Genomic DNA, 24,781 nt, shown 5'->3' on the forward strand with positions numbered 1-24,781 from the left:
ATACAGCTGCTCTAAGATAATTAATTTTATTAAAAATCTGTATCGTCTGGTTTTGTTTCTTTTTCCTCTCCTCCTTCTTCGTCAACTACTGTTTTTGAACAATTTATATTGATGCTTACCTTTTCTGGCTTTTCAAAGTCTTCTTTACTTAAATTTAATGTTTTATCTGCATAGCACTTTTGCATAAATAGTGCCCAAGTAGGCAATGACATTGTAGCTCCTTGACCATATCTAATTCCTGCAAAATGTGTTGCTCTATCTTCACCACCTGTCCAAACACCAGCTGCTAAGTTTGGTATAATTCCCATAAACCAACCATCAGATTGATTTTGAGTAGTACCTGTTTTACCTGCGATTGGATTTGTAAATTTATATGGAAAACCTGTAGCGGCATCTCCAGCATTCGTATAATTTGAACGTAAACGAGCTCCAGAACCAGATTGGGTAACCCCTTTCATTAAATCTAAAATTACATATGCTGATTCTTCACTCAACACCTCTTTTGTCTTAGGAACAAACTCTTGTAATACGGTTCCATTTTTATCTTCAATTCGGGTAATCATCATAGGACTTACACGTAACCCTTTGTTTGCGAAAGTAGAATAGGCGCTTACCATTTCCATTAATGATAAATCAATTGCTCCTAAAGCAATTGAAGGGTTTGCTTCAATTTTTGATTGTATCCCTGCAGATTCTGCTAGTCGCACAACATTAATTGGTGAAACTTTATCGATTAATTGTGCTGTAATTGCGTTTACTGATCCTGCTAAAGCATCTTTTAATGTCATTTCACCTCCATATTTATTGTTTGCGTTTTTAGGAGTCCAATCTTCTGGCATTCCATATTTTTCTTTTGGAATGGTGTATGGTGTGTTTGGCAATTTATCACATGGTGACATTTTTAGCTGGTTAATTGCCGTAGCATATACAAATGGCTTAAAAGTAGATCCTACTTGACGTTTTTGTTGATCAACAGCATCGTACTTAAAGTACTTATTATTGATTCCTCCTACCCATACTTTAATATGTCCTGTTTGTGGCTCAATAGCAACCAAACCAGAACGTAAAATTTGTTTGTAATAACGAATAGAATCGTATGGAGTCATCACCGTATCACGCTCTCCTTTCCAAGTAAAAATACGCATGTCGGTTTCTGTTTTAAATACTTTATCTATTTCTTTTTCTGATTTCCCAGCAGCTTTCATACGCTTGTAACGATCAGAATTTTGTTTTGCTCTTCTTAATGTTCTATTAATTTCTTCTTTATCTAAATCATAAAAAGGCGCTGTTCTATTTCTTTTTTGCTCTTTGTCAAAGAAAGATTGAAGGTTTGCCATATGTTCTTCTATAGCTTCTTCTCCGTACTGTTGCATACGCGAATCAATTGTTACGTACACTTTTAATCCATCTTTATAAATATTATACGGTTCACCGTTAGGTTTAGGATTGTTTTGAGCCCATTTTTTTAAAAACTGCTTTAAATGTTCTCTAAAATACGTTGCCAATCCGTCGCTATGACTCTCTGGTGTAAAGTTTATTTTTAATGGTAATTTTTGCAATGAGTCTTTTTCTTTTTCTGTGATGAACCCGTTTTTTTCCATTTGAGCAAAAACCACATTTCTACGCTCAAGCGATTTATCTTTTGATCGCTCTCTATGTGGGTTATACTGTCGTGGATTTTTTAACATTGCCACCAAAATAGCTGCTTCTTGCAAGTCTAAATCTTTAGGTTCTTTTCCAAAATAAATACGTGCTGCTGAACGAATACCTACTGCGTTAAAGATAAAATCTTGTGTGTTTAAATACATCGTTAAGATTTCTTCTTTGGTGTATTGACGCTCTAGCTTTACAGCTACTACCCATTCTTTTAATTTTTGCGAAAGTCTTTTAAAAATATTGCTTGAACCTCCTTTATTAAATAGGTTTTTAGCTAGCTGTTGCGTAATGGTACTTGCTCCACCTGACCTACCCAAATTAGCTACTGCTCTCGCCGTTCCTCTAAAATCAATTCCTGAATGCTCATAAAAACGTTCATCTTCAGTAGCTACTAATGCTTTAATAATGTTTTTAGGTAAGTCTTTAAACTGAATTGGAGTTCTATTCGCTTTTACATAATATTTTCCCAATGTTTTACCATCAGCAGAAATTACTTCTGTTGCTAAATCACTTTTGGGATTTTCTAACTCTTCAAAAGTAGGTAGTGCGCCAAATACTCCCCATGATGCCAGTAAAAACATTAGGCATACAAAAAGGAAGCCACTTAAAACAATACCCCAAAACCATTTGATATATTTACTAAAGTTTGTTGTTTTTTTCTCTGTCATTATTGTGTTTTTTCAATTCTAAATCCTACATGAGTAATACCTTCTAATTCTTCTACACCTTGTATTTCTCCATTTTTACGCATTGCTTGTCGAACTTTAAAAGTATAATCTCCTGTTCTAGGAAATGTTATGTTTTCTTTATAAAAAAGTTTATTCTCTTTAATATCTGAAAAACCTTGTCCTAAAAACTTCCCAGTTACATCTGCCATATCATACTCTAGAGTATCTATGATAACCTGACCATCAGGAAAATTCATTTGTGTTATTAAAAAAAGATTGCTATACCCATAATCTTTATTATTTCTAAGATTTATATACAGGTTTTTTTTACCAATAGAATCGTTAACTGGAAAGGTAAATTGGATGGTATTATTTTTATTCCATGAACTTTTTGGAAGTGCTACATATTCATCAAAAACACTGTTTGAATCACAAGAAGCAAATAATACAGCTACAAAAAAAAGTAGACCAATTTTATTTTTCATCATTGGGATTGTTTTTTCTATTATCGCTATTGTTTTTCCTACGTTGATTACTAGGTTTTCTTCGTTGGTTTCTCGGTTTCTTATTTTGGCCTTGTGTAGGTTTTTCTTCTGACTTTGTTTCAGTTTTAGGCTTTCTATTTTGCGGATTCCTTTTAGGCTTTGGCTTCTTACTATCTACTTTCTTTTTTTCTGTAGTTACTTCTCCTTCTACCTTTGATGGTTTTCTTTGCGGCTTTTTCTTTTGGTTAATATCAGAAGGAGTATTTCCTTCTTTTTTATTAGCTGGTTTTCTTGTTCTTCGTCTACTACTACGTCCTTTTTTAGGTGTGTCGAAACGCGTTAAACTATCTTGCCCTACTACATTTTCAAAATCAACTTTTGTCTCTTCTTCAATTTCTAGTTCGTATTCTTCTAACGGTAAAGCAAGCTCATTATTTTTGTTTATATCGATAATTTCATGAACTTGATCCAACGATAATTTATACCATTTAAAACTTTCTTCTTTATATGTATACCAAAGTAATTTTTTAAAGATATCCATCTTTACAAAAACGGCATCTCCTTTTTCGGTTTTTAAAACCTTATCTTGTTTTGGAAAGCTCTGTAAAGCATCTAAATATGTATCTAACTCGTAATTCAAGCAACATTTTAGTTTCCCACACTGTCCTGCTAATTTTAACGGATTTAAAGATAACTGTTGGTATCGAGCTGCTGCGGTATTTACCTTTCTAAAATCGGTTAGCCATGTAGAACAACACAATTCTCTTCCGCATGAACCTATTCCTCCTAAACGAGCTGCTTCTTGACGCATCCCAACTTGACGCATTTCTACTCGAATAGAAAAAGCACTTGCTAAATCGCGAATTAACTGACGAAAATCTACTCGATCATCAGCGGTATAATAAAAAGTGGCTTTGGTTCCGTCTCCTTGATATTCAACATCAGAAAGTTTCATTTTTAAGCCTAAGCGACTTATAATTTCTCTTCCTTTTCTTTGAGTTTCTTGTTCTTTTCCTCTAGCTTCTTGCCAGACATCAATATCTTTTTGTGATGCTTTTCTATAAATTTTCTTCACCTCTTCACTGTCGGCTTCTATTTTTCGCTTTTTCATTTGAACTTTTACCAGTTCTCCTGCCAAAGAAACAATACCAATATCGTGACCTGAGGATCCTTCGACCGCAACAATATCACCCATTGAAACAGTCAAGTTTTCCGTGTTTTTATAAAAATGTTTACGCCCATTTTTAAAACGGACTTCAAAAATATTAAATGGTGCTTCACCCGTAGGTAAAGTCATATTCGATAACCAATCAAAAACGGCAAGCTTATTTCCACTTCCACAAGTACCTGTAGCACAATTTCCATTGCTCTTACATCCCTTAGGCACACCGTCTTTATTAGTTGAGCAACTGCTACAACTCATACTATAGTATATTTTTTTTGAAATGCTCTTTAAACCTGTTATTACAGTATCAAAAAACATTTTTATTATTGATTTTCAAATAGATAATAAAACAATCATTACCTATCTCCTTAATCTGTAAAGATACATATTCTATTGAAAAGTGAAAATTGAATTTTTTGTTAAAAAAATCCCCGTTATTTATGTAAAATAACGGGGATAACATATCTTTTTTTATTCTTGTTTTTCTGTTTAACTGTTCTTTTTAGCCCAAGTGTCTCGTAAGCCTACTGTTTTGTTAAACACTAAACTTTCAGAAGTTGAATCATCATCAACATTAAAATACCCTAAACGTTGAAATTGAAAACGGTCTCCAACCTTTGCCGATTGTAAACTTGGCTCAACATAAGCGGTTATTTTTTCTAATGAATTAGGGTTTAAAAACTCCATAAAATCTTTGTCTTTATGGCTGTCTGGAGCTTCATCTAAAAACAAACGATCATACGCTCTTACCTCAGCTTTTACGGCGTGTTTTTTTGACACCCAATGTATGGTTCCTTTTACCTTTCGTTTACTTTCTTCAGTACCACTACCCGATTTACTCAGTGGATCATAAGTACAGTGAATTTCAGTGATATTTCCATTTTCGTCTTTTATACAAGACTCTCCTTTTATGATATAAGCATTCTTTAAACGAACTTCTTTACCAATTGTTAAACGGAAGTATTTTTTATTTGCTTCTTCTTTAAAATCCTCTCTTTCTATATACAATTCTCTTGAAAAAGGAACTTCTCTTGAACCTGAATTCTCATCTTCAGGATTGTTCTCAGCGATTAAAATTTCTTCCTCTCCTTCAGGATAATTGGTAATCACCAATTTTACAGGATCTAATACCGCCATTACTCGATTTGCTGTTTTGTTTAAATCTTCACGAATTTTAAACTCTAACAACGCTACATCAATCACGTTTTCTCGTTTCGAAACCCCTACTGTTTCCACAAAACTACGAATAGATGCTGGTGTATAACCTCTACGGCGTAAACCAGAAATAGTAGGCATACGAGGATCATCCCATCCAGAAACAACTCCTTCTTCAACCAATTTCATTAACTTACGCTTACTCATTACTGTATAGCTTAAGTTTAAACGAGAAAACTCTCGTTGTTTTGGTGCTAATGGATATTCTGATTGGCTATATTCATACACATTATCTCTAAACCAATTGTACAACTCACGGTGAGGTTTAAACTCTAATGAACATAAGGAGTGTGATATTTGTTCTATATAATCACTTTCTCCATGCGTCCAATCATACATTGGGTAAATTACCCAATTATCTCCTGTACGATGGTGTGCCTTTTTTAAGATACGATACATGATAGGATCTCGCATCAACATGTTAGGTGAGGTCATATCAATCTTAGCACGTAATACATGTGCTCCTTCATCAAACTCACCATTTTTCATACGTGTAAACAAATCTAGATTTTCTTCTACACTTCTATCACGATATGGACCCGCAACTCCTGGTTGAGTTGGTGTTCCTTTTTGTTCTGCCATAGCTTCCGAAGACTGACTATCTACATAGGCTTTCCCATCTTTAATCAATTGAACAGCCCAATCGTACAATTGCTGAAAATAATCAGAAGAATAACATTCATTTTCCCATTGAAATCCTAACCAAGCTACATCTCGCTTAATGGCATCTACATATTCTTGCTCTTCTTTTGCTGGATTAGTATCATCAAAACGAAGATTTACTGGAGCGTTGTATTTTTCTCCTAAACCAAAGCTAATACCTATGGCTTTTGTATGCCCAATGTGTAAATAACCATTTGGTTCTGGTGGAAAACGAAAGCGTAAGTTTTCTTTTGGCATTCCATTTGCCAAATCTTCTTCAATAATTTGCTCTAAAAAATTCAATGATTTCTTTTCTTCTGACATTTCTAGTTGAATTTAGTGTGCAAAATTACATAGAATCTATGAGATATTTACACAAAGAAAATTACGGATTAAACTTTTACAATAAAAAAAAGCGGAAACCTATTCAGGTTTCCACTTTTATTAACTTCTTTATAACTTGATTCTTATTTTTCGTACAAATTGTTTGCTTGATTTACATCTGCCATCAATTTAGACGGATCAATTTCAACCGATTTTACATCTTTACTCGTTGTAAAAGTATAGGTTGGGTGTGCAAAAGTCCAATCGGTAATAATCGTTGCTTTCGTTGGCTTTTCACCTCGCATCATACGCAACGGAATATTGAACGATTCCTTTGAGCCATCAGTATAGGTTACCTCAACATCAATAGGCATTGGCATTTGACCAATTCTTTCTAAGGTTATTTCTTTTCCGTTTACTGATTTAATTCCATAGTCAATAGTATGTGTTGTTTGTGTCCATTCATTCAAATACCAATCTAACTGAATACCCGAAACTTTTTCGGCGGTACGCTTGATATCGTTTGGTGTTGGGTGTTTAAATGCAAAATCGTCAAAGTACTTCTTTAGTGTTTTTGCTACATTTTCTCTACCAATGATATATTCTAATTGACTTAAGAAAATGTTTCCTTTAGAATAACTTGCCACTCCATAACCAGTATTTGTATTATACCTATCTGCATGGGTTGTTAAAGGTTCTTCTATGTTATTACTCACCACATAGTTATATCCTCTATAAGATCCTGCATGTGGATTTTCTTTTCCTTCACCTAAAATTTCATTTTCTGCTTTGTTAGAAATATAGGTTGTAAAGCCTTCATCCATCCATGAATGTTTACTTTCATTTGTTGCTAATAAAAATTGGAACCATGTATGTGCCAATTCATGAGCCGTAACCCCAAACAAGCTTCCCCACTTACGCTTTCCTGTAATCAAGGTACACATCGCATACTCCATACCACCGTCTCCGCCTTGGATAACCGAATATTGTTTATATGGATATTGCCCAATATGTTTACTGAAATACTCCATTAACTCAGCTGTTTTAGACTGTAGTTTTTTCCAATTTTCTAAATACTCTGTTTCTAATGTTTTCTTATAAAAGAAATGCAAGTCAATTCCATTATCCATTTTATAAGTATCGTGAATGAATTCTGGATCTGCTCCCCAAGTAAAATCATGTACATTAGGTGCAGTAAACTTCCATGTTAATTTATTTCCTTTAGGAAGGTTTAATGGTTGTGTTTTGTCTTCATAACCATGACCTACTTCTTGTGGGTTTTGTACATATCCTGTTCCTCCAACCACGTAATTTTTATCAATATGAAGAGTTACATCAAAATCTCCCCAAACACCGTGAAATTCACGTCCAATGTAAGGTGGCGTATGCCAACCTTCAAAATCATACTCTGCCATTTTAGGATACCATTGAGTCATTGACAACGCCACTCCTTCTGCATTATTACGTCCTGAACGACGAATTTGCTTTGGTACCTGCGCATCGAAAACCATATCAAACGTTACACTTTGTCCTGGTTGAATTGGCTCGTTTAATGTAACCTCTAAAATAGTTCCAACAGTTTCGTGTTTCACTGCTACTCCATTTTGTTTTAACGAACCTACTTTGATATACCCAATTTCTGAAGGCGATAATTTACTAATGCGATCTCCTACTCTCTTGTCTGGATCTTTAATGTTTCTTGAACGAACATCCATTTGAGAATTAGGTTGAAAAGCATTAAAATATAAGTGATAAAACACCTTGTCTAATACATCTGGTGAATTATTAGTGTATACCAATTTTTGTGTTCCTTTATATTGATAGGTCTTTACATCCATATCAATATCCATAGTATACTTTACATGTTGTTGCCAATATCCTTGGCTTACTGGGTCTTGTGATTTCACCATCTTATTATTTGCTGCATTTGTTGATGCACAAGCAACAATAGATAATAGTGAAAGTCCTAAAATTATTTTTTTCATATTAAACTGGTTTAATTCCCATTGAGATTAGTGTTCTCTTTAAATTCTCTAATTCTTTTTCATCTTTTAATATTGAAAAACTACGTTTTCTTCCATTCAACAATTTTAAAAAAATACGTTCTCTTCCTAATACCTTTCTTACTTCTATTCCCTTAACATCAGCCAATTTGTAGTTCGACTTCCATGACCTTTGTAGAACATAAAAAAGTACCACAGCTACTGATATTAATCCTAAAAACAACATTACAATAAATAACAGTTCGTTTTTAGCGTAACTCATAAAAAACAACTGAATTGCCATATTAAATACATTAACAAGCATTAAAAAAATAACCAACCACGAGTGTGTTGGCACTTCATCTTTAATTTTTAATTTTTGTTGCTGTTTATCAAACTCTAATTGCATAAGGTGTTTGGTAATAAAAAAAGAGCATCAAAATAATGCTCTTTTTTAGCTTGTTTATAAATAGATTTATTTTCCATTTACCATTCTATCAGCCATTCTTAACGCATTGTAAGCATTTACAACACGACCTGAAACTGATAAATCTGCAAAAGGAACTAATTCATCTTTTGTTCCTGGCTTCACTACTTTAAAGTCAATTTTAGTACCAGAATTCATTAAAATATGCTTTACTTGACTTGCTGTTAATTCTGGGTAATAAGAACGAACCAATGCTGCCACTCCTGCAGTTGCTGGAGAAGCGAAGGATGTTCCATTTAACTTCTTGTATTCGTTGTCAGGAGTTGTCGAGTATACTTGTACTCCTGGAGCAAAAACATCTACATTCTTCTTTCCATAATTTGAAAAATTTGCTGGTAACTTTTCATTATAGCTAGCACTCATTGCCCCAACTGTTAAAAAGTTATCTGCAACTTCATTTATTAAATCTGGAGCATCATTCGGGAATGTTTTCTCAACATCAATGTTTTTACCATCGTTTCCTGCTGCATTTACAATTAATACATCTTTAGAAGCGGCATACTTAATAGCGTCGTAAACCCATTCTTTGTTTGGTGAAAAACCTTTACCAAAACTCGTATTGATTACTTTTGCTCCGTTATCAACTGCATAACGAATTCCTAGCGCAACATCTTTATCGTACTCATCTCCATCAGAAACTGAACGTACTGCCATAATTTTTACATTATCAGCAACTCCATCCATTCCTTTACCATTATTTCTTTTAGCTCCAATAATCCCAGAAACATGTGAGCCATGAAGCTCTTCTTTTTCTGAGTGACCAGTATTACCATTTCCATATCCTGGTTTGTCATTGATATCATAAGCATTATCTCCTACAACTGTACGATAATCAGTTTTTAGATTATCTCCATCAATAGTTTTTTGAGCATTTTTAATTCCTTTTTCAAAGTACTCTTTTGCTTCAGTTAATGTATCAAAGTATCCTAACATTTGAGTCGCATAAGATTTTGCCTGACTTAACGCTGGATCATTGGTGTTAATAGCCGCAACTTCATCTTTTGTATATGATGATTTACCAAAGTATTTTGTTAAAATTTTATCAGACTCTACAGCTCCTGTTTTGAAGTTTCCGTAACGACTAAGTGTATTTTTTGCTTCTTCTACTTTTTCTGCTTGATAAGCTTTTACTTCTGCTAATGTTTCTGCATCAGCCACTGAAGGATTCATTAAGATACGCTCATATTCTAAATGCTCTTTGTAAGCATCTCCTAAAAAGTTCCATCCATTAATATCATCTACATAACCATTCTTATCGTTATCTACACCATCTCCTGCAACTTCCTTAGAATTTATCCAAGCAACATCAACTAAATCTTCGTGTTTTAAATCTGTCCCAGAATCAACAACTCCTACAACAACCCTTACACTCTTTTTCCCTTTTAAGAACTCATACGCTTTGTTTACGCTCATTCCTGGAATAGTGTCAGTTGCTAAATCTAAATGTTGCCAATTTTCTTGTTCATAATCAGTTAATGCTGCTTTTTTAGCAGGAATATTAACTACTGTATTACTTCCTGCTGGCACAGGCATTTTGCTTACTGTTTTACAACTAGCTAATGTAGCTACTGCAATTGCCGAGTAAAATACGGGCTTTAAAACTCTCATAATATCTATCTTAATTAAAAATATCTGTAAATTTAAATGTATCTTTTAAACGAACTCCTTTTTCTGTGTGCTTCACTGTTATAACCTCATTGTAAGCATCGTGCTCTAAAAACAGGTAATACTCTTTATCTGCAGCTACATTTAAAAAGGCTTCTTTTTCTTTTAAGGTAAGTAACGGACGTGTATCATATCCCATAACATATGGTAATGGAACATGTCCCGCTGTAGGCAGTAAATCTGCCATAAATACTAGGGTTTTTCCTTGGTATTCTATTTTTGGCAACATTTGTTTTTCAGTATGTCCATCTTTGAACAATACATCAAAACCAACATAGTCCTTTGCGTTTAAATGCAAAAAGTTTAATTGACCGCTTTCTTCAATTGGTAAAATATTTTCTTTTAAAAAGGATGCTTTTTCTCTGGCATTTGGATGGATTGCCCAATCCCAATGACGTTGATTACTCCAAAAACGTGCATTTTTAAAAGCTGGTTCATATCCTGTTCTATCCTTATTCCATTGAATCGCTCCTCCGCAGTGGTCAAAATGCAAGTGCGTTAAAAACACATCGGTAATATCATCTCTATGAAAACCGTATTTTGCCAAAGAAGTATCTAGTGAAAAATCTCCATACAAATAATAATACCCAAAAAACTTATCGGATTGTTTATTTCCAATTCCGGTATCGATTAAGGTTAATCGATCTCCATCTTCAATTAGCATACAGCGCATGCCCATTGAAATCATGTTGTTTTCATCGGCTGGATTTGTCTTTTGCCAAATCGACTTCGGAACCACGCCAAACATAGCCCCACCGTCTAATTTAAAGTTACCTGTTTCTATCGGATAAATTCGCATAACCACAAAGATGCAGAATTTTTATTAGGTTTTTGTTAAGAAAATTCAAAAGTTAATACTTTTGTTGAAGTTTTTATAAAAAAAATGACACGTATAAAAAACACTTTAAAAACCAAACTCCTTCTAAAATTCTTTTTAGTGTTTTCTGTATATACTACTTTTTCTCAAACCTCCATTTTTAAACATTTTACAACCAGAGATGGCTTGCCTCACGATATTACTTATGGTATTATACAAGACAGTGATGGTCTTCTTTGGATTGGTACAGATGATGGTTTAACTCGTTTTGATGGTCGTAGTTTTAAAAACTATGGTTATGAAAATGGGCTTAAGTCAAATTACGTGATTGATATTGTTGAACTTAAAAAAAATGAATTTGCAATCGCTACTTGGGGAGGCGGATTGCATTATTTTAAAAATGACACCATTATTCAATCTAATATAGTAGATGATGAAATTTCAAAAATTAATATTCTTGGTGTTTTAAACAACGGAGATATTTATGCTAATTCAAACAGAAATAATTTCTATTTATATCAGAGTGAAGAAAGAAAAGAATTTGTAATAAAAAGTGACAATTTAAACAACCCAGATCTCTTTTTAAAAAAACAAATAACCGATCGAAGTAATATTAACTCTTTTCAAACAGCTCTTAATGGCAATCTGTATATTCATGCTTCTGAAAAAATAAATCCAAAAAAATCAATAGAGCTAAAAGGGGTTTTCATGCTTAATAAAAACACTCTTTCTCCAGTTTTTGGATACTTAAAAGATAAACTCATTTTTTCTGTAAGTCAAGATAAAAGTCACTTTTACCTTGGATCTACTAACTCAATTTATATTGGCTCTAAAAAACAGTTAAAAGAAGTTATAAAATTTAATTTCAAAAATAATTCTAAAATAATACACATTAAAAAACATAACAATAGTTTGTTTTTTATCACTAATGACTTGGTTAACTCAAACAGAAAACTATATAAATACAATCTAACATCTAAACAATTAACTTCTTTATCTGATTATTTAAAAACAGATAAAATGATTTCTGATTTTATTTTTGACAGACAAAATAATTTATGGGTTACTACTTATGGAGATGGTGCATTCGTAGTTCCAAATACTAGTAATTCTTTTTATAGCACCGAAACCTTTAGTAATAATGATATTAAGGATGCTCAAATTATTAATAACGAGCTCTACCTATTAGCCACCAATACATTTTATCATTTTAACAACAATCACATTACCGACCAAAAGAAAGTACCTTTTTTAACTGAATCGTTTGTCTATCACCCCAAAAACAACACTTTAAACTTTATAGTTTCTAGAGACAAACAATTAAAAGAGAAAGCTTTGGGTTTTAACTTTAACTATGTTTCTCAATTAGATTATCGTTTTTTCAATATTCCTCCATACAAAGCTTACTTAGATAACTTTACACTTTCAATTTACAAAAACGAAGCTTTACATCAACAAATCTCTTGTAATTCAACAATTAAAAAACTAGAAATTAAGAACAATAGATTATATGCTCTTTCTTCTAGCGAAGGTTTAATCATATATGACTTAGTATCTGGTAAAATTTTAAAAAAGTTTAATCAGAATAGCAATATTCAAACAAAAAGAATTAACAATTTTATTGTTTCTGACAGGGATCAATTATTCCTTGCTACCAATAAGGGGATTTACGCTATAAAAAATGACTCCATACAACAATTTACTACCAAAAATGGATTAGAGAGTAACCATGTGAATGATATAGCTCTTGATAAACACAATGTTTTATGGATTGGAACCCAAAAAGGTCTGAATGTAATGCTAAATGATACGTTTTATACTATTAGCGAAACATTAGGGCAAAAATCATCATTCATAACAAAGGTTTTAATCAAAGACAATAATGTTTTTGCTACTGGTAATCAAGGATTATTTAAGTACAATAATGCATTAGCATTTACCCCTAATAGTTTACCTCCACTTAAAGTTAATCAGAATAAAAGTGTCTTTACTATTCAACCTATTAGTTTACTATACGGTAAAACATTAAAGGTTTCTTATAAAATTGATAATACTAATTGGGTAGAAACTCCTTATGACATATTAAACTTTGAATATTTGAACCAAGGAAAACACCAAATAGTTTTTAGATATAAAGATAATATTAGTGATTGGTCTGTAACCCAACCTTATTATTTTACTATAATTTACCCTTGGCACTCGCAAAGTTGGTTTTATGCCTTAATTACTATGCTAATTTGTTTAATAATAACATTTATTAGCTACTACCTGCTTAAAAAAAGCATCAAAAAAAATAAAGAATTAAAAAATACTATTGATGAAAAAGAAAAGCTAAAGCAAACACTTTCTACCGTTAGAAAAAACTTGGCGCAGGACTTTCATGATGAATTAGGTAATAAATTAGCTAGTATTACTATGATTACTAATTTACTAATGATTAAAAACCCTGAAAAAAACGACAATTACAATAAACTTGAAAAAATAAAAGAAGACAGCAACTATTTGTATTCTGGTATGAAAGACTTCATTTGGTCTTTAAATCATGAAAGTGACAACTTAGACGAAGTCCTTCTATACATAACTGAATTTGGTAAAAACCTATATAACAATACAGAAATAACTTTTTATGTAGAAACGGAGATGAATAAAACTCATGTTACGCTACCTTACTACTGGAGTAAACAAATTATTTTTATCTTTAAAGAAGCAATGACAAATGCTTTAAAGCACAGTAATGCTTCTGAAGTAACATTCTCTTTTAGTTTAATAAACAAAGAGCTTGCTTTAATACTTACAGATAATGGTATTGGTTTTAAAGACCATCTACTAGAAAGAAAAAACGGATTGTTGAATATGCAAAATCGTGCAAAAAAAATTAATAGCTCATTAACTGTAAAATCAAATAACGAAAAAACTATTGTTACCTTTACAGGTAAGTTACATTAAAAGCCTACTCTTTTGACCAATATACTTATCATAGAAGACAACACTACATTGTTAAACACTTTTGTAGAGATAATTAACCTCAACAACAACTATAATGTTGTAGGTGCGTTTACTTCTTATGAAAGTATCCCGAATGATTTTAACATTACCAATGTTGATATTTTAATAACCGATATTCAGTTACCGGGTATCAACGGAATTCAAGGGTTGAAAAAATTAAAAAAAGTACACCCAAAATTAATCGCTGTGGTAATTACCGTACATGAAGATTCAGAATATGTATTCGATGCTTTATGTGCAGGTGCTGTAGGCTATTTAGTTAAAAATTTAGATCCTTTGAACTTAATTCATTCATTAGAGCAAGCAAAAAATGGAGGTGCTCCTATGAGTGCCAATATTGCCAGAAAAGTAGTGGAGTCTTTTTCTACGAAACCTGCAGAAAAAACATTAACAAAACGTGAAAATGATGTTTTGCAACTTTTAGCTAAAGGAAAAAGCTATCCTTCTATAGCCAAAGAATTGTTTATTTCTCTAAATACGGTTAAAGGTCATACTAAAAAGATTTATGAGAAATTACAATTAAAAAGTAAGCAAGAAATTATAGAGAAATACAATACTAGTTTTAAGTAAACAATCCTCTTTTATAACAATACAAAAACCACCCGAATCGGGTGGTTTTTTGCTTTGATGAAGCACCTAGTTTTGTTGCGTTATAAAAAACAACAAATCATTTACTAATGAAAACATTTAGAAACTATTTAAAAACTATCCCCTTAGCTTTTATTTTATTAACTGCCTGCAGTAAAGATGATGATTCTTTAACCCAAAAAGAGTCTATATACATTGCTACCACTGAACTTGGAATGCATAGTAAATCGGCGGTAATTAAATTATGGAAAGATGGCAAGACTACTACCGTTAGCGATGAAACATATAGTGCTTGGGCTAGAAACATGGAAATAAATGGAGACGATGTATACATTGTTGGTAATAGACTAAATAGCGATAGCAATAGACAAGAAGCTATGGTTTGGAAAAATAACATTGGAACTAAACTTTCTACTACTACAGACAACGCTTATGCTTATGATATTTCGATAAAAAACAATGATGTATACATTGTTGGATCAGAAAGAATAGATGGTGTAGATATTGCTAAACTTTGGAAAAACGGGGTAGCAACAAATTTAACCGACGGTTCACACAACGCATCTGCTATAGGAGTATTTATTGATGATAATAGCAATGTTTATATTATTGGGACTGAAAACCGTAATGCTGTTCTTTGGAAAAATGGAGTAGCAATGAACTTAACAGACGGAACACAGGCTACCTATCCTCGAAGCATTTATGTTCGTAATAACACTATATATATAGCTTTTCAAGAATACAACACCTCTAATAAATTTGTTGCAAAGCTTTGGAGAAATGGTCAAATATCATCCCTAACAGATGGAACCTCTCATGCTAATACAACTAGTATTTATGTTGATGATTTAGATAATGTATATGTTATAGGTTATGAAAGTAACGAAAGTGGTAATCAGGTAGCCAAATTATGGAAAAATGGAGAAGTAACTAATTTATCAAACGGAACAGAAAGCACCACTACAGAAAAAGTATTGGTTCATGATAATGACGTTTATATAACTGGCTATGGTTTTAACGGTTCTCGCGATACCGCTATACTTTGGAAAAATGGAGAGCTAACAACCATCTCAGAAGAAAATAAAGATACTTACGCTACAGGTATAGCCATTAAATAACATAGCAAAAACATTTTAAAAAAAATTATAATTAATGAAAACATTAAAAAACTATTTAAAAACTATCCCCTTAGCTTTTATTTTATTAACTGCCTGTAGTAAAGACAACTCTTCTACAATTAAAGAACCTAGTATTTATGTTTCAACAATTGAGTTTGAAGAAGGAAAAGCTGGTGTAGTTAAACTGTGGAAAGATGGTAAAACTACTGATATAACTGATGGTATACATGATGCTTGGGTTTATGATATGTACATTAATGGAGATGACACATATATTGTTGGTAATCGACAATATGACAACAATGAATATAGTACCGCTACTGTATGGAAAAATGGAATAAGTACTCCTTTATCTAACACGACCGATTACTCTTATGCTCACGATATTTTTGTTTATAACAATGATGTGTATGTGGTAGGAAGAGAAAAAAAAGACGGTGAATACGATAGAGCAGTATTATGGAAAAATGGAGTAAGCACTTACCTAACCGATGGAAAAAATTCTGCAGGTGCTTATGGTGTTTTTGTTAATAACAATGATGTGTATGTTGTTGGATTTGAAAGCAATTCTGTACATAGACCTGTAGCTAAATTATGGAAAAATGGAGAAGGAAGCAACTTAATTGAAGGAGTGCTTACAATGGAAGATTCTTCAAATGCTACAAGTATCTACGTTCATAATAATAGTGTATACATTGCTTTTACAGAGAGTTATTCCTATGGAAACTCTATTGCTAAATTATGGAAAGACGGACAAATAACAACTCTTTCTGATGAGAATCACTCCACTAATCCAAGAAGCCTTATCGTTGATGATTCAGAAAATGTATATGTTACTGGTTACGTGATAGAAAACAAAATGCACATAGCTAAGCTTTGGAAAAATGGAGAGGAAACTAATTTATCTGACGGAATACATCATGCTTATCCTGAAAAAATAACCATCCACAATAATAATACTTATGTAACAGGTTACACCAAAATGAATTCTTATGATGTCGCTACGTTGTGGAAAAATGGAGAGCCTATTTACCTTTTCGAAGGAGATAAAGATACTTATGCTACTGGAATATTCATTAAATAACTCTTTCAAAACAATCTTTTAAAAATTATAATCAATGAAAACATTCAAAAACTTTTTAAAAACCCTCCCTTTAGCCTTTGTTTTGCTAACGGCTTGTAGTGATGACAACCAACCTATCTCACCCAAAAAAAGCGTATATGTAGTAGGTAACACCTATAGTAGTATAGAAGAGAACATAGCAACCCTATGGAAAGACGGAACCCCTTCTCTTTTAACCGATGGAACAACTGTTTACTCTGAAGCTAATGACATATTTGTAACCGATACCGATGTTTATGTTTGTGGATCTACATATGTTTCTGGTCAAAATGCTAAAGCTGTTATTTGGAAAAACGGAACTCCAATGTATGTTAATGAAGAATCTGATAATGGTAGCTCAATTGATGCTATTCATGTTTCTGGTTCAGACATTTATGCACTTGGAAGTGAATGGGATACTACTCTTAATAAAAATATTTGTAAACTTTGGAAAAATGGACAAGAAACCATAGTTGGAGATAATATAATGGCTAGAGATCTTTTTGTTCATAAATCTGACGTATATATTGTTGGTTATAAAGATGGTAAATCAATCGTATGGAAAAATGGGGTAGTAACAGATTTAACTGATGGAAGCACCCCTTCCGGTGTCGTTTCTGTATATGTTAACGACACTGATGTATATGTTACTGGATATGAAGACAGAAAAGCGACTCTTTGGAAAAATGGAAATCCAACCTATTTAACTAATGGACCTTATGATGCAGCCGCTAGAGGAATTTATGTTGATGGTTCAGATGTGTATGTTGTTGGTAATGTAAGAAATAACGAATTAAAATACGTTGCTACACTATGGAAAAATGGAGTGGCAACTGATTTAACTAACGGAGTTGATCATGGTTACGCTATGGATATCGCTGTGGTAGATAATGAAACCTATGTTACAGGACATGTAGAGAAAAACAACAACCTTTCTGCTAAACTTTGGAAAAATGGAGTTGAAACCGAGTTTGGAGATGAAAACGCTTCATCTTTAGCCTATAAAATTTTTATAAAATAAACTTTGTTAAATATTTAGTTATGAAAGCCTCAGTAATTACTGAGGCTTTTTTATTTTTAGGTAAATAGTTTTAATGTATCCATTTTTTTGGAGTATAACCTATGGTAACACCACCCCAGTAATGCATCTTTTTTCCACCAGTAAACTCTTGGGTTCTTGCTGTAAAAGTATATTTTAAATGGAATCTTTCCCACAATAGTAACCGAATTCCTGTATTAAACTCAAACAACACCCTATTTACCTCACTGTGAGGAATAGTATACACACTTTTATCATTAAACATTAATCCCTCAAGCGTAGAATTATAACCTACAATTCTCACAAAAGGATTTATAAAAAAGCTTCCTCTAAAATTTTTCTTCTCAATATAATTAGACTTAAAGTTTGATTTAGTAGGAATCATAATATTTCTATAACCAAGTGTTGGGTATGAATTCAGATTTACAATATCTACAAAAAATCCTCCTTGTAAATTTATCATGTAATTACCTAAATCAACACCAACGGTATATGAGGTGTTTTTAAAAAAAGAGCTTTGAGGTGTTAGTTTTTTATTTAATCTTTTCAAATACCTCACGTTATAATTCAAAACTAAACTTCCATCATAACCAATTTGATTGTGCCATCCTAATGGGTTCGGTCTGGCACTTCCCAAAAAATTTACGTCATGCAAAAAATATTGCACTCTTCCGGGTCCAGAACCTCCCATATTCCCTATTAAAAATTTAGAAGAGATACTCTCGCTATTATCCAATTTGATTGAGTTTTTACCAAAGACCAAATAAACCAAAGAAGAATAAGGTCTATCTCCTATTACAGGAATAACAGAGGTTAAATCTTGCGGTGTATAGCCTACACCTCCTAAAGAAATAGTTTGCATATTATAACTATCCTTTAACTCATAAAACGGTTGTTTAAAATTAAATTTTTCAAACAGAAGCTCTATGTTAAGTCCTCCTGTATAGTTTTCATCCTTATTGTCTATGGCTAAAAAATCGTTTTCATGTGTAATAAAGATTTGAGCATTGCAAATAAAACTGAAAAAAAGCAAAAAGATGAAGGGTTTGTTCATAACAAAGGTTGGTTAGTCTCTATAAATTTACATTAAAATATTAACACTTCTAACCTTATACTACCTACCTATAAACTAAAAACAAAAAGATGAACCTAAGTCCATCTTTTTATCTTTTTCTTATAAGAAATGTTCTATTTTCTGGATATACTATCTGCCATAATTAACGCATTATAAGCATTTAAAACCCTACCTGATTTTGATAATTGATTAAATGGTGTTGTTTTATCTTTATCTTCTTTGGTTGGGGTACTCACTTCGAAACTATACTCTAAACCAGAATCCATTAAAATATGTTTTACCTGTGAAGCTGTTAAATTTGGGTAATATGCATAGATTAATGCGGCAACCTTTGATGTTAATGCAGCCGAGATTGAAGTACCGCTATCCTTTTTTCTTTCTCCATTAGGAAATAAAGAATAAATCTCATAGCCAGGAGCAAAAAGATCTACATATAAACTACTGTAATTAGAAAAGTATGCTTTAATGTTTTTATTTACACTATAAGTTGATGCTCCTACTTTTAAGAAATTATCAGAGATATCTTCTTGATTATCTAGTGTCTGATCATTAGGGTATTTATAAAAATTATCATTCAATTCTTTTCCATCATTCCCAGAAGAAGATATAATTAACACTTTTTTTTCCTCTGCGTACTTCAAAGCTTCATAAACCATTTCTGGATACATCGAAAATTCTTTCCCAAAACTCATATTAATCACTTTTGCTCCATTATCAACAGCATACCGTATTCCCAATGCTATGTCCTTATCATGAGCATCTCCATGTGGTTCTACTACAACTGGCATTACCTCTATTTCATTAGCTTGATTATTTACCATACTTAGAATAACACTAGTCATTCTAGTACCATGGGTGTAATTATTCGCTTTCTTAAAAAGCATTTCGCTACCATAGCTTTTATTACTAATATCATCTAGACTATCTTGTAAAATTCCACGTGCATTATACTTTATATTTAAGCGATACTTTATATCATTTCCGTAATCATTCAACACTCTTCTCATGTTCTCCTCGGAATCATTATAATCTAACACAGATTTTATTTCTAAAACATGCTTAGACAACCCATTACCAACAGTATCTATTTCCTTCAATTTTTCATAAGTATAATTCCCATTAGGAAAATATTCTTTTAAAGCCTCTTTAGCATTTAAAAAATCTTGCAAGATTTTTTCTCCAAATTTTACTCTTCTAGTTACTTTAGTATACTCCGATTCAAGTTTAATCTTAGCTCTTTCATATTTAAGAAAGGCAGGTAGCAATTCTTGGTTTATTTCTGATTCTTTTTTATCTCTAAATTGGTTATTATACTTCCTAACAATTCTTACATATTCGTAATTAGCATTTGTAATATTTTCTCCTTTAGTGTTCCCTAAAAAATTCCATCCATTAACATCATCAATATAACCATTCCCATCATCATCAATATTATTCTCTGCAATTTCATTTGCATTAGTCCAAATATGACCATTGAAATAACCACTATTAATATCAACCTCACTATCCAAAACAGCTACAATAACCTTTTCAGGTTGTTTGTTTTTTAATATAGTAGCATATGCTTTTTCTAAACTAATTCCAGGAAGGGTATCTGTTTCTATATCTTTATATTCCCAATTTTTAAGATTCTCATTTTCTAAAGGTCCTTTTTTTGTTGATATAGGTAAAGAAACCTGAATTCTAGAATATTTCTTTTGATTACACGAAAAAGCTAGCAATATTGCTAGTACAGAAAAAACAGTTTTTAAAAACTTTTGAACTCTCATTTGTTTACAATTTTTTTAATCAGCTAACTTACTTTAAAAAAAAAGGGCTTTAAAGCTCTTTTTTTAGGTAATACTATTTTAAAATAAAAAAAGCTCATCAATATTGATGAGCTTTTTGAGGTGTCGAGCGGATTCGAACCGCTGTAGATGGTGTTGCAGACCACTGCCTAGCCACTCGGCCACGACACCTTATACTAATAAGGACTGCAAATTTACAGCTTTTATCTTTTTTTGCAAGCTTTTTTTACTTTTTACGCGTATCTGACAAAACAATGACAACCTCAGCGACATTTCCTCCAATCGGTGGGTTTATTTTAGCTACGCTAACTTCCGCTTCATCAACTAATTGAATCTCTTTGAATATTCTGTCAAGAATACGCTGCGCAACATGTTCTAACAATTTAGAACGAATCGCCATTTCTTCTTTTACAATCTTATTCAAATGCACATAATCAACTGTGTCAACTAACGCATCTGTTTGTGCTGACTTTCGTAAATCGGCTTTTACCTCTACATCTACTCGGTATTCTGACCCTATCTTACCTTCTTCATCTAAACATCCGTGGTTGGTAAATAATCGGATGTCGTTTACACGTATAATTCCCATGCTGCAAAAATAGGAATGTTTCCTTATTTAAAAGCATTCTTCGTGTTTTTTCGAAAAGTGATATTACTTTATTTACTTACTCGTCATTGCGATTCCGATACTTCGGGAGAAGCAATCTTTATATTGGGAGTTCCTTATAAACAGATTACTTCGTCATATCTTCCTCGTAATGACATCAACATTAATTGGTAAAGAAATCGAAAATGTTACTCAATGCGCTCGTTTTAGCCTTATAAAACTCTGTGTAACTACATCTTTGACAGGTTACACTCGTAAACTTTTTGTTTTGAACATCAAAAATTTTAGATAATGTACCTCCTGTAGCTCTCATTTCTGCTACTTCATACGTTTTATTGTTACATTTAGGACAGGTATAATTCAATGGTGTACTCATAATTTATTTGTTTTATACCTATTAGTCCCTAAAAACCAACAAATGTTACAGTTACTTAATTTCAAACGTTTTGCTCAAATCACCCATTAAAACCTTATACTTCCCTTTTGGTAAATAGTACTTATCATTTTTAGCTTTTTTTACTACTGCATCTTTATACTCCTTAAGATATTCTTTTCTTCCTTTTTCTGAAAAAGTAACATCATACACTACTTCATTAAATCCTTTAAATGCTTTTGTCTTTATTGTATTAACCAAAATGTTATCTGAATAAATTTTTATCATAATTTCTTTATCAGTAGCTGTATAAAAAGGAATCACGACTTTGGGTGTATTCGGTTGCAACCACTTACTCCACGAGCTTCCCCAAGAATTATTCTTTCTAATATTTTTAATAGTAAACAATGCTTCTTTATTGTTAAACTCTTGTAGTGATGCAATATTTGCTTTGTACAAACTACGCCCATGCGTACCAATTACCAGATGCCTTGCTTTTGGTTGAATTACCAAATCGTGTACTGCAACATTCGGCAACCCGTTACTAAAAGCTTCCCATGTTGAACCCTTATCAAAAGACACATACAAACCATTATCGGTTCCTACATATAGGATATTTTCTTTTTCTGGGTCTTCCTTTATTACATTCACTGGTGATAGTGGTATATTACCACTGATGTTTTTCCAAGTTTTTCCGTAATCATCAGACATGTATACATAAGGCGTAAAATCATCAAAACGATATCCATTCAACGTAACATATACACGTTCTTTTTTATGTTTAGAAGCAATCACGCGACTTACCCATAAGTTTTGAGGCAATGTGTTTGAAATTTTATCCCAACTTCCTCCTCCATTTTTAGTTACATGTACCAATCCGTCATCAGAACCTACATAAATTACCCCGAACTGAAACGGACTTTCTGAGATCGTAGTTAAGGTTCCATAAGCAACATTTCCTTTTTTACCTCCTTGAGTTAAATCATCAGAAATGGTTTCCCAATCATCTCCCTGATTTAAAGAACGGTGTAATTTATTTCCTCCTAAATACAGTATGTCTTGATTGTGTTTTGATAGGTGAATAGGGGTTTGCCAATTAAATCGAAACGGACTCTCTCCTAACTCATGCTTTGGTTGGATATACTTGTTTTCTCCTATTTTTCTATCAATTCGGTAATAGTTTCCAAACTGATATCCTGTATATACTATATCTGGATTTCTATCGTCAACTGCTACTTGCATACCATCGCCTCCCATCAAACTTTCGTATGGATTTTTACCCGTTTGCTGCCAACTTTTATCAATTTTCGCATTGTGATTAGCTACCCACACTCCATTGTCTTGCAAACCACCATACACCTTATAGTTTTCTTGATTATCAGCATACACCGTATAAAACTGCCCTACTGCTGGTTGATTTAATTTCGTCCAACTTTCACCATCGTCATAAGATATATTAAGTCCTCCATCATTTCCATCAATTAAGTGCCCTTGCTTCTTAGGGTTTACCCATAACGCTTGATGATCAGCATGCACATTTTCTTTACTAATGGATGTAAATGTTTTTCCACCATCTTTTGATTTTAAAATAGGAACTCCCATCACATAAATTCCATTTTCATCTTGTGGGTCTACACGTATTTCTCCAAAATAATATCCGTATGAATAATACAAATCATCCAAGTAACCTTCGTGTGTCTTTTTCCAGGTTTTTCCTCCATTGGTAGTTTTAAAAACTTCTGCACCCACTACAGGAGTATCAAATAACAATGCATTTGCATCTTCTAAATACTTTGCCAAATCAATTGGTTTTACTGAACCTGATCGCACCATTTGTTTTACATTTTCAGCACGATATTTTTCCTGAAAACCATTCATTTTTAAGTACGTATTCAGTTTTTTATCTTTTAAATCCAAAAACTCAGTAACCGACATGGTTTTGAAATCTTCTTTCGTTAAAGCATTAGAATCATCCTCTTTTTTGGGGTCTTTTTTTCTTCGGAATTGACTATCGTGAAAAGCATATACTGTGTTTTCATTATACACCGCTAACCCTATTCTACCGACTCCATCTCCGTTAGGAAAACCATTATTCTCTGAAACTTTTTTCCAGGTATCCCCTCCATCAGTAGACTTGTATATTGCTGAGTTTTTTCCGTCTCCGTCAAAATTCCACGCTTTACGTTCTCGTTCCCAAGTTGCTGCATACAATACGTTAAAATTGTTTGGAGCTTGTTGTACATCTATAACTCCAGTATTTTCATCAATAAACAAAGATTTCTTCCAAGTCTTTCCTCCATCCGTGGTTTTAAAAATCCCTCTTTCGTTGTTTGAAGAGTATAAATGGCCTATTGCCCCAACAACAATCTCATCTGAATTCTTCGGGTTGATTAAAATTCTACCTATATGATGCGAATCAGTTAATCCTACATTTATCCATGTTTTTCCTTTATCAGTAGATTTTAAAATACCAATACCTGCATACGAAGAACGAGAAGAATTATTTTCTCCTGTTCCTACCCAAAGTGTTCCACTTTTCCAATCTACAGCAATATCACCTACATTTTGTGTTGGAGAGCTATCTAACACTGGTGTAAATGTAGTTCCATTGTTATTGGTGTACCACATGCCTCCTGAAGCATACCCTACATAAAACTCTGTTGGATTTTCAGGATTTACATCAATATCTACAACACGTCCGCTCATCACCGTAGGCCCCATACTTTCAAACGATATATTTTTTACTATTGAGCTTTGAGTTAACGCTTCCTTTTGTTGTAAGGCTTGTTGAATTTTTTCAGAAGAAGTAGACTGTTGTGCAACTACTGCAAGTGGAAATAAAACTGCACAAACTCTAACTAAGATTTTCATATAATTTGGTTTAGAAGGGATGAAAATACTGCAAGGAAATTCTAATTCAAAAAAATTAACAGAATATCAATGCACATCTTTTTAATTAGTAGATTTGTTTTTATCTCAA

18 protein-coding genes and 1 tRNA gene are annotated in these 24,781 nt (G+C 32.6%); 5 read left to right on the forward strand and 14 right to left on the reverse strand.

All coding sequences use genetic code 11. The features are described from left to right. Positions 1-29: 29 nt before the first annotated feature. From DFQ07_RS04625 to DFQ07_RS04660, 8 genes are all read right to left on the reverse strand, one after another. Positions 30-2,324, reverse strand: a complete 2,295-nt coding sequence (locus tag DFQ07_RS04625) for a penicillin-binding protein 1A (protein ID WP_133535107.1) — start codon at positions 2,322-2,324, stop codon at positions 30-32. Further along, on the reverse strand, positions 2,324-2,812 hold the full coding sequence (locus DFQ07_RS04630; RefSeq protein WP_317126685.1) for a gliding motility lipoprotein GldH: 489 nt from the start codon (positions 2,810-2,812) through the stop codon (positions 2,324-2,326). Before DFQ07_RS04630 ends, DFQ07_RS04625 begins: the two co-directional genes overlap by 1 nt. Then, positions 2,799-4,232 carry a PSP1 domain-containing protein gene (locus DFQ07_RS04635; RefSeq protein ID WP_133535108.1) on the reverse strand — a complete coding sequence of 478 codons (1,434 nt, stop codon included), beginning with the start codon at positions 4,230-4,232 and terminating at the stop codon, positions 2,799-2,801. Before DFQ07_RS04635 ends, DFQ07_RS04630 begins: the two co-directional genes overlap by 14 nt. 231 nt (positions 4,233-4,463) lie before the next feature. After that, positions 4,464-6,155, reverse strand: a complete 1,692-nt coding sequence (locus DFQ07_RS04640; protein ID WP_133535109.1) for a glutamine--tRNA ligase/YqeY domain fusion protein — start codon at positions 6,153-6,155, stop codon at positions 4,464-4,466. A gap of 143 nt (positions 6,156-6,298) precedes the next feature. Then, positions 6,299-8,140, reverse strand: a complete 1,842-nt coding sequence (locus DFQ07_RS04645; protein WP_133535110.1) for a M1 family metallopeptidase — start codon at positions 8,138-8,140, stop codon at positions 6,299-6,301. 1 nt (position 8,141) lies between these two features. Then, positions 8,142-8,546 carry a hypothetical protein gene (locus DFQ07_RS04650; RefSeq protein WP_133535111.1) on the reverse strand — a complete coding sequence of 135 codons (405 nt, stop codon included), beginning with the start codon at positions 8,544-8,546 and terminating at the stop codon, positions 8,142-8,144. Between the two features lie 66 nt (positions 8,547-8,612). Beyond that, complete coding sequence (locus DFQ07_RS04655; RefSeq protein ID WP_133535112.1) at positions 8,613-10,232, reverse strand: S8 family peptidase; 1,620 nt, start codon at positions 10,230-10,232, stop codon at positions 8,613-8,615. Between the two features lie 10 nt (positions 10,233-10,242). After that, the gene (locus DFQ07_RS04660; RefSeq protein WP_133535113.1) at positions 10,243-11,088 is read right to left on the reverse strand and encodes an MBL fold metallo-hydrolase; all 846 of its coding nucleotides are present in this window, start codon (positions 11,086-11,088) and stop codon (positions 10,243-10,245) included. An 84-nt stretch (positions 11,089-11,172) separates the two neighbouring features. Between DFQ07_RS04660 and DFQ07_RS04665 the strand changes: the two genes are divergently transcribed. The 5 genes from DFQ07_RS04665 to DFQ07_RS04685 all read left to right on the forward strand — a co-directional run bounded on the left by DFQ07_RS04665 (position 11,173) and on the right by DFQ07_RS04685 (position 17,941). Further along, positions 11,173-14,052, forward strand: a complete 2,880-nt coding sequence (locus DFQ07_RS04665) for a ligand-binding sensor domain-containing protein (protein WP_133535114.1) — start codon at positions 11,173-11,175, stop codon at positions 14,050-14,052. Positions 14,053-14,064: 12 nt separating this feature from the next. After that, on the forward strand, positions 14,065-14,682 hold the full coding sequence (locus tag DFQ07_RS04670) for a response regulator (RefSeq protein ID WP_133535115.1): 618 nt from the start codon (positions 14,065-14,067) through the stop codon (positions 14,680-14,682). A 107-nt stretch (positions 14,683-14,789) separates the two neighbouring features. After that, positions 14,790-15,818, forward strand: a complete 1,029-nt coding sequence (locus tag DFQ07_RS04675) for an NHL repeat-containing protein (RefSeq protein WP_133535116.1) — start codon at positions 14,790-14,792, stop codon at positions 15,816-15,818. Between the two features lie 34 nt (positions 15,819-15,852). After that, entirely contained in the window at positions 15,853-16,902 is a 1,050-nt protein-coding gene (locus DFQ07_RS04680) for a hypothetical protein (protein ID WP_133535117.1), read from the forward strand. Between the two features lie 34 nt (positions 16,903-16,936). Then, entirely contained in the window at positions 16,937-17,941 is a 1,005-nt protein-coding gene (locus tag DFQ07_RS04685) for a hypothetical protein (protein WP_133535118.1), read from the forward strand. A 70-nt stretch (positions 17,942-18,011) separates the two neighbouring features. Here the strand turns inward: DFQ07_RS04685 and DFQ07_RS04690 are convergent, their stop codons facing one another. The 6 genes from DFQ07_RS04690 to DFQ07_RS04715 all read right to left on the reverse strand — a co-directional run bounded on the left by DFQ07_RS04690 (position 18,012) and on the right by DFQ07_RS04715 (position 24,672). Beyond that, positions 18,012-19,013 carry a lipid A-modifier LpxR family protein gene (locus tag DFQ07_RS04690; RefSeq protein WP_133535119.1) on the reverse strand — a complete coding sequence of 334 codons (1,002 nt, stop codon included), beginning with the start codon at positions 19,011-19,013 and terminating at the stop codon, positions 18,012-18,014. A gap of 134 nt (positions 19,014-19,147) precedes the next feature. Next, complete coding sequence (locus DFQ07_RS04695) at positions 19,148-20,803, reverse strand: S8 family serine peptidase (RefSeq protein ID WP_133535120.1); 1,656 nt, start codon at positions 20,801-20,803, stop codon at positions 19,148-19,150. Positions 20,804-20,921: 118 nt separating this feature from the next. Then, positions 20,922-20,992, reverse strand: a tRNA-Cys gene (locus tag DFQ07_RS04700). A gap of 55 nt (positions 20,993-21,047) precedes the next feature. Next, positions 21,048-21,410 carry a dihydroneopterin aldolase gene (gene folB / locus DFQ07_RS04705; protein ID WP_133535121.1) on the reverse strand — a complete coding sequence of 121 codons (363 nt, stop codon included), beginning with the start codon at positions 21,408-21,410 and terminating at the stop codon, positions 21,048-21,050. A gap of 181 nt (positions 21,411-21,591) precedes the next feature. Further along, on the reverse strand, positions 21,592-21,804 hold the full coding sequence (locus DFQ07_RS04710) for a zinc ribbon domain-containing protein (RefSeq protein WP_133535122.1): 213 nt from the start codon (positions 21,802-21,804) through the stop codon (positions 21,592-21,594). A 51-nt stretch (positions 21,805-21,855) separates the two neighbouring features. Next, positions 21,856-24,672: a sialidase family protein gene (locus tag DFQ07_RS04715; RefSeq protein WP_133535123.1), complete on the reverse strand. Its 2,817-nt coding sequence runs from the start codon at positions 24,670-24,672 to the stop codon at positions 21,856-21,858. Positions 24,673-24,781 lie beyond the last annotated feature (109 nt).

It is taken from the genome of Tenacibaculum caenipelagi, from assembly GCF_004363005.1.
Lineage (GTDB): Bacteria > Bacteroidota > Bacteroidia > Flavobacteriales > Flavobacteriaceae > Polaribacter > Polaribacter caenipelagi.

Excerpts from the sequence above, each read along its gene's own strand:
- DFQ07_RS04625 (WP_133535107.1), bottom strand. The coding sequence starts at position 2,324 with ATGACAGAGAAAAAAACAACAAACTTTAGTAAATATATCAAATGGTTT.
- DFQ07_RS04630 (WP_317126685.1), bottom strand. The coding sequence starts at position 2,812 with ATGATGAAAAATAAAATTGGTCTACTTTTTTTTGTAGCTGTATTATTT.
- DFQ07_RS04635 (WP_133535108.1), bottom strand. The coding sequence starts at position 4,232 with ATGAGTTGTAGCAGTTGCTCAACTAATAAAGACGGTGTGCCTAAGGGA.
- DFQ07_RS04640 (WP_133535109.1), bottom strand. The coding sequence starts at position 6,155 with ATGTCAGAAGAAAAGAAATCATTGAATTTTTTAGAGCAAATTATTGAA.
- DFQ07_RS04645 (WP_133535110.1), bottom strand. The coding sequence starts at position 8,140 with ATGAAAAAAATAATTTTAGGACTTTCACTATTATCTATTGTTGCTTGT.
- DFQ07_RS04650 (WP_133535111.1), bottom strand. The coding sequence starts at position 8,546 with ATGCAATTAGAGTTTGATAAACAGCAACAAAAATTAAAAATTAAAGAT.
- DFQ07_RS04655 (WP_133535112.1), bottom strand. The coding sequence starts at position 10,232 with ATGAGAGTTTTAAAGCCCGTATTTTACTCGGCAATTGCAGTAGCTACA.
- DFQ07_RS04660 (WP_133535113.1), bottom strand. The coding sequence starts at position 11,088 with ATGCGAATTTATCCGATAGAAACAGGTAACTTTAAATTAGACGGTGGG.
- DFQ07_RS04665 (WP_133535114.1), top strand. The coding sequence starts at position 11,173 with ATGACACGTATAAAAAACACTTTAAAAACCAAACTCCTTCTAAAATTC.
- DFQ07_RS04675 (WP_133535116.1), top strand. The coding sequence starts at position 14,790 with ATGAAAACATTTAGAAACTATTTAAAAACTATCCCCTTAGCTTTTATT.
- DFQ07_RS04680 (WP_133535117.1), top strand. The coding sequence starts at position 15,853 with ATGAAAACATTAAAAAACTATTTAAAAACTATCCCCTTAGCTTTTATT.
- DFQ07_RS04685 (WP_133535118.1), top strand. The coding sequence starts at position 16,937 with ATGAAAACATTCAAAAACTTTTTAAAAACCCTCCCTTTAGCCTTTGTT.
- DFQ07_RS04690 (WP_133535119.1), bottom strand. The coding sequence starts at position 19,013 with ATGAACAAACCCTTCATCTTTTTGCTTTTTTTCAGTTTTATTTGCAAT.
- DFQ07_RS04695 (WP_133535120.1), bottom strand. The coding sequence starts at position 20,803 with ATGAGAGTTCAAAAGTTTTTAAAAACTGTTTTTTCTGTACTAGCAATA.
- folB (WP_133535121.1), bottom strand. The coding sequence starts at position 21,410 with ATGGGAATTATACGTGTAAACGACATCCGATTATTTACCAACCACGGA.
- DFQ07_RS04710 (WP_133535122.1), bottom strand. The coding sequence starts at position 21,804 with ATGAGTACACCATTGAATTATACCTGTCCTAAATGTAACAATAAAACG.
- DFQ07_RS04715 (WP_133535123.1), bottom strand. The coding sequence starts at position 24,672 with ATGAAAATCTTAGTTAGAGTTTGTGCAGTTTTATTTCCACTTGCAGTA.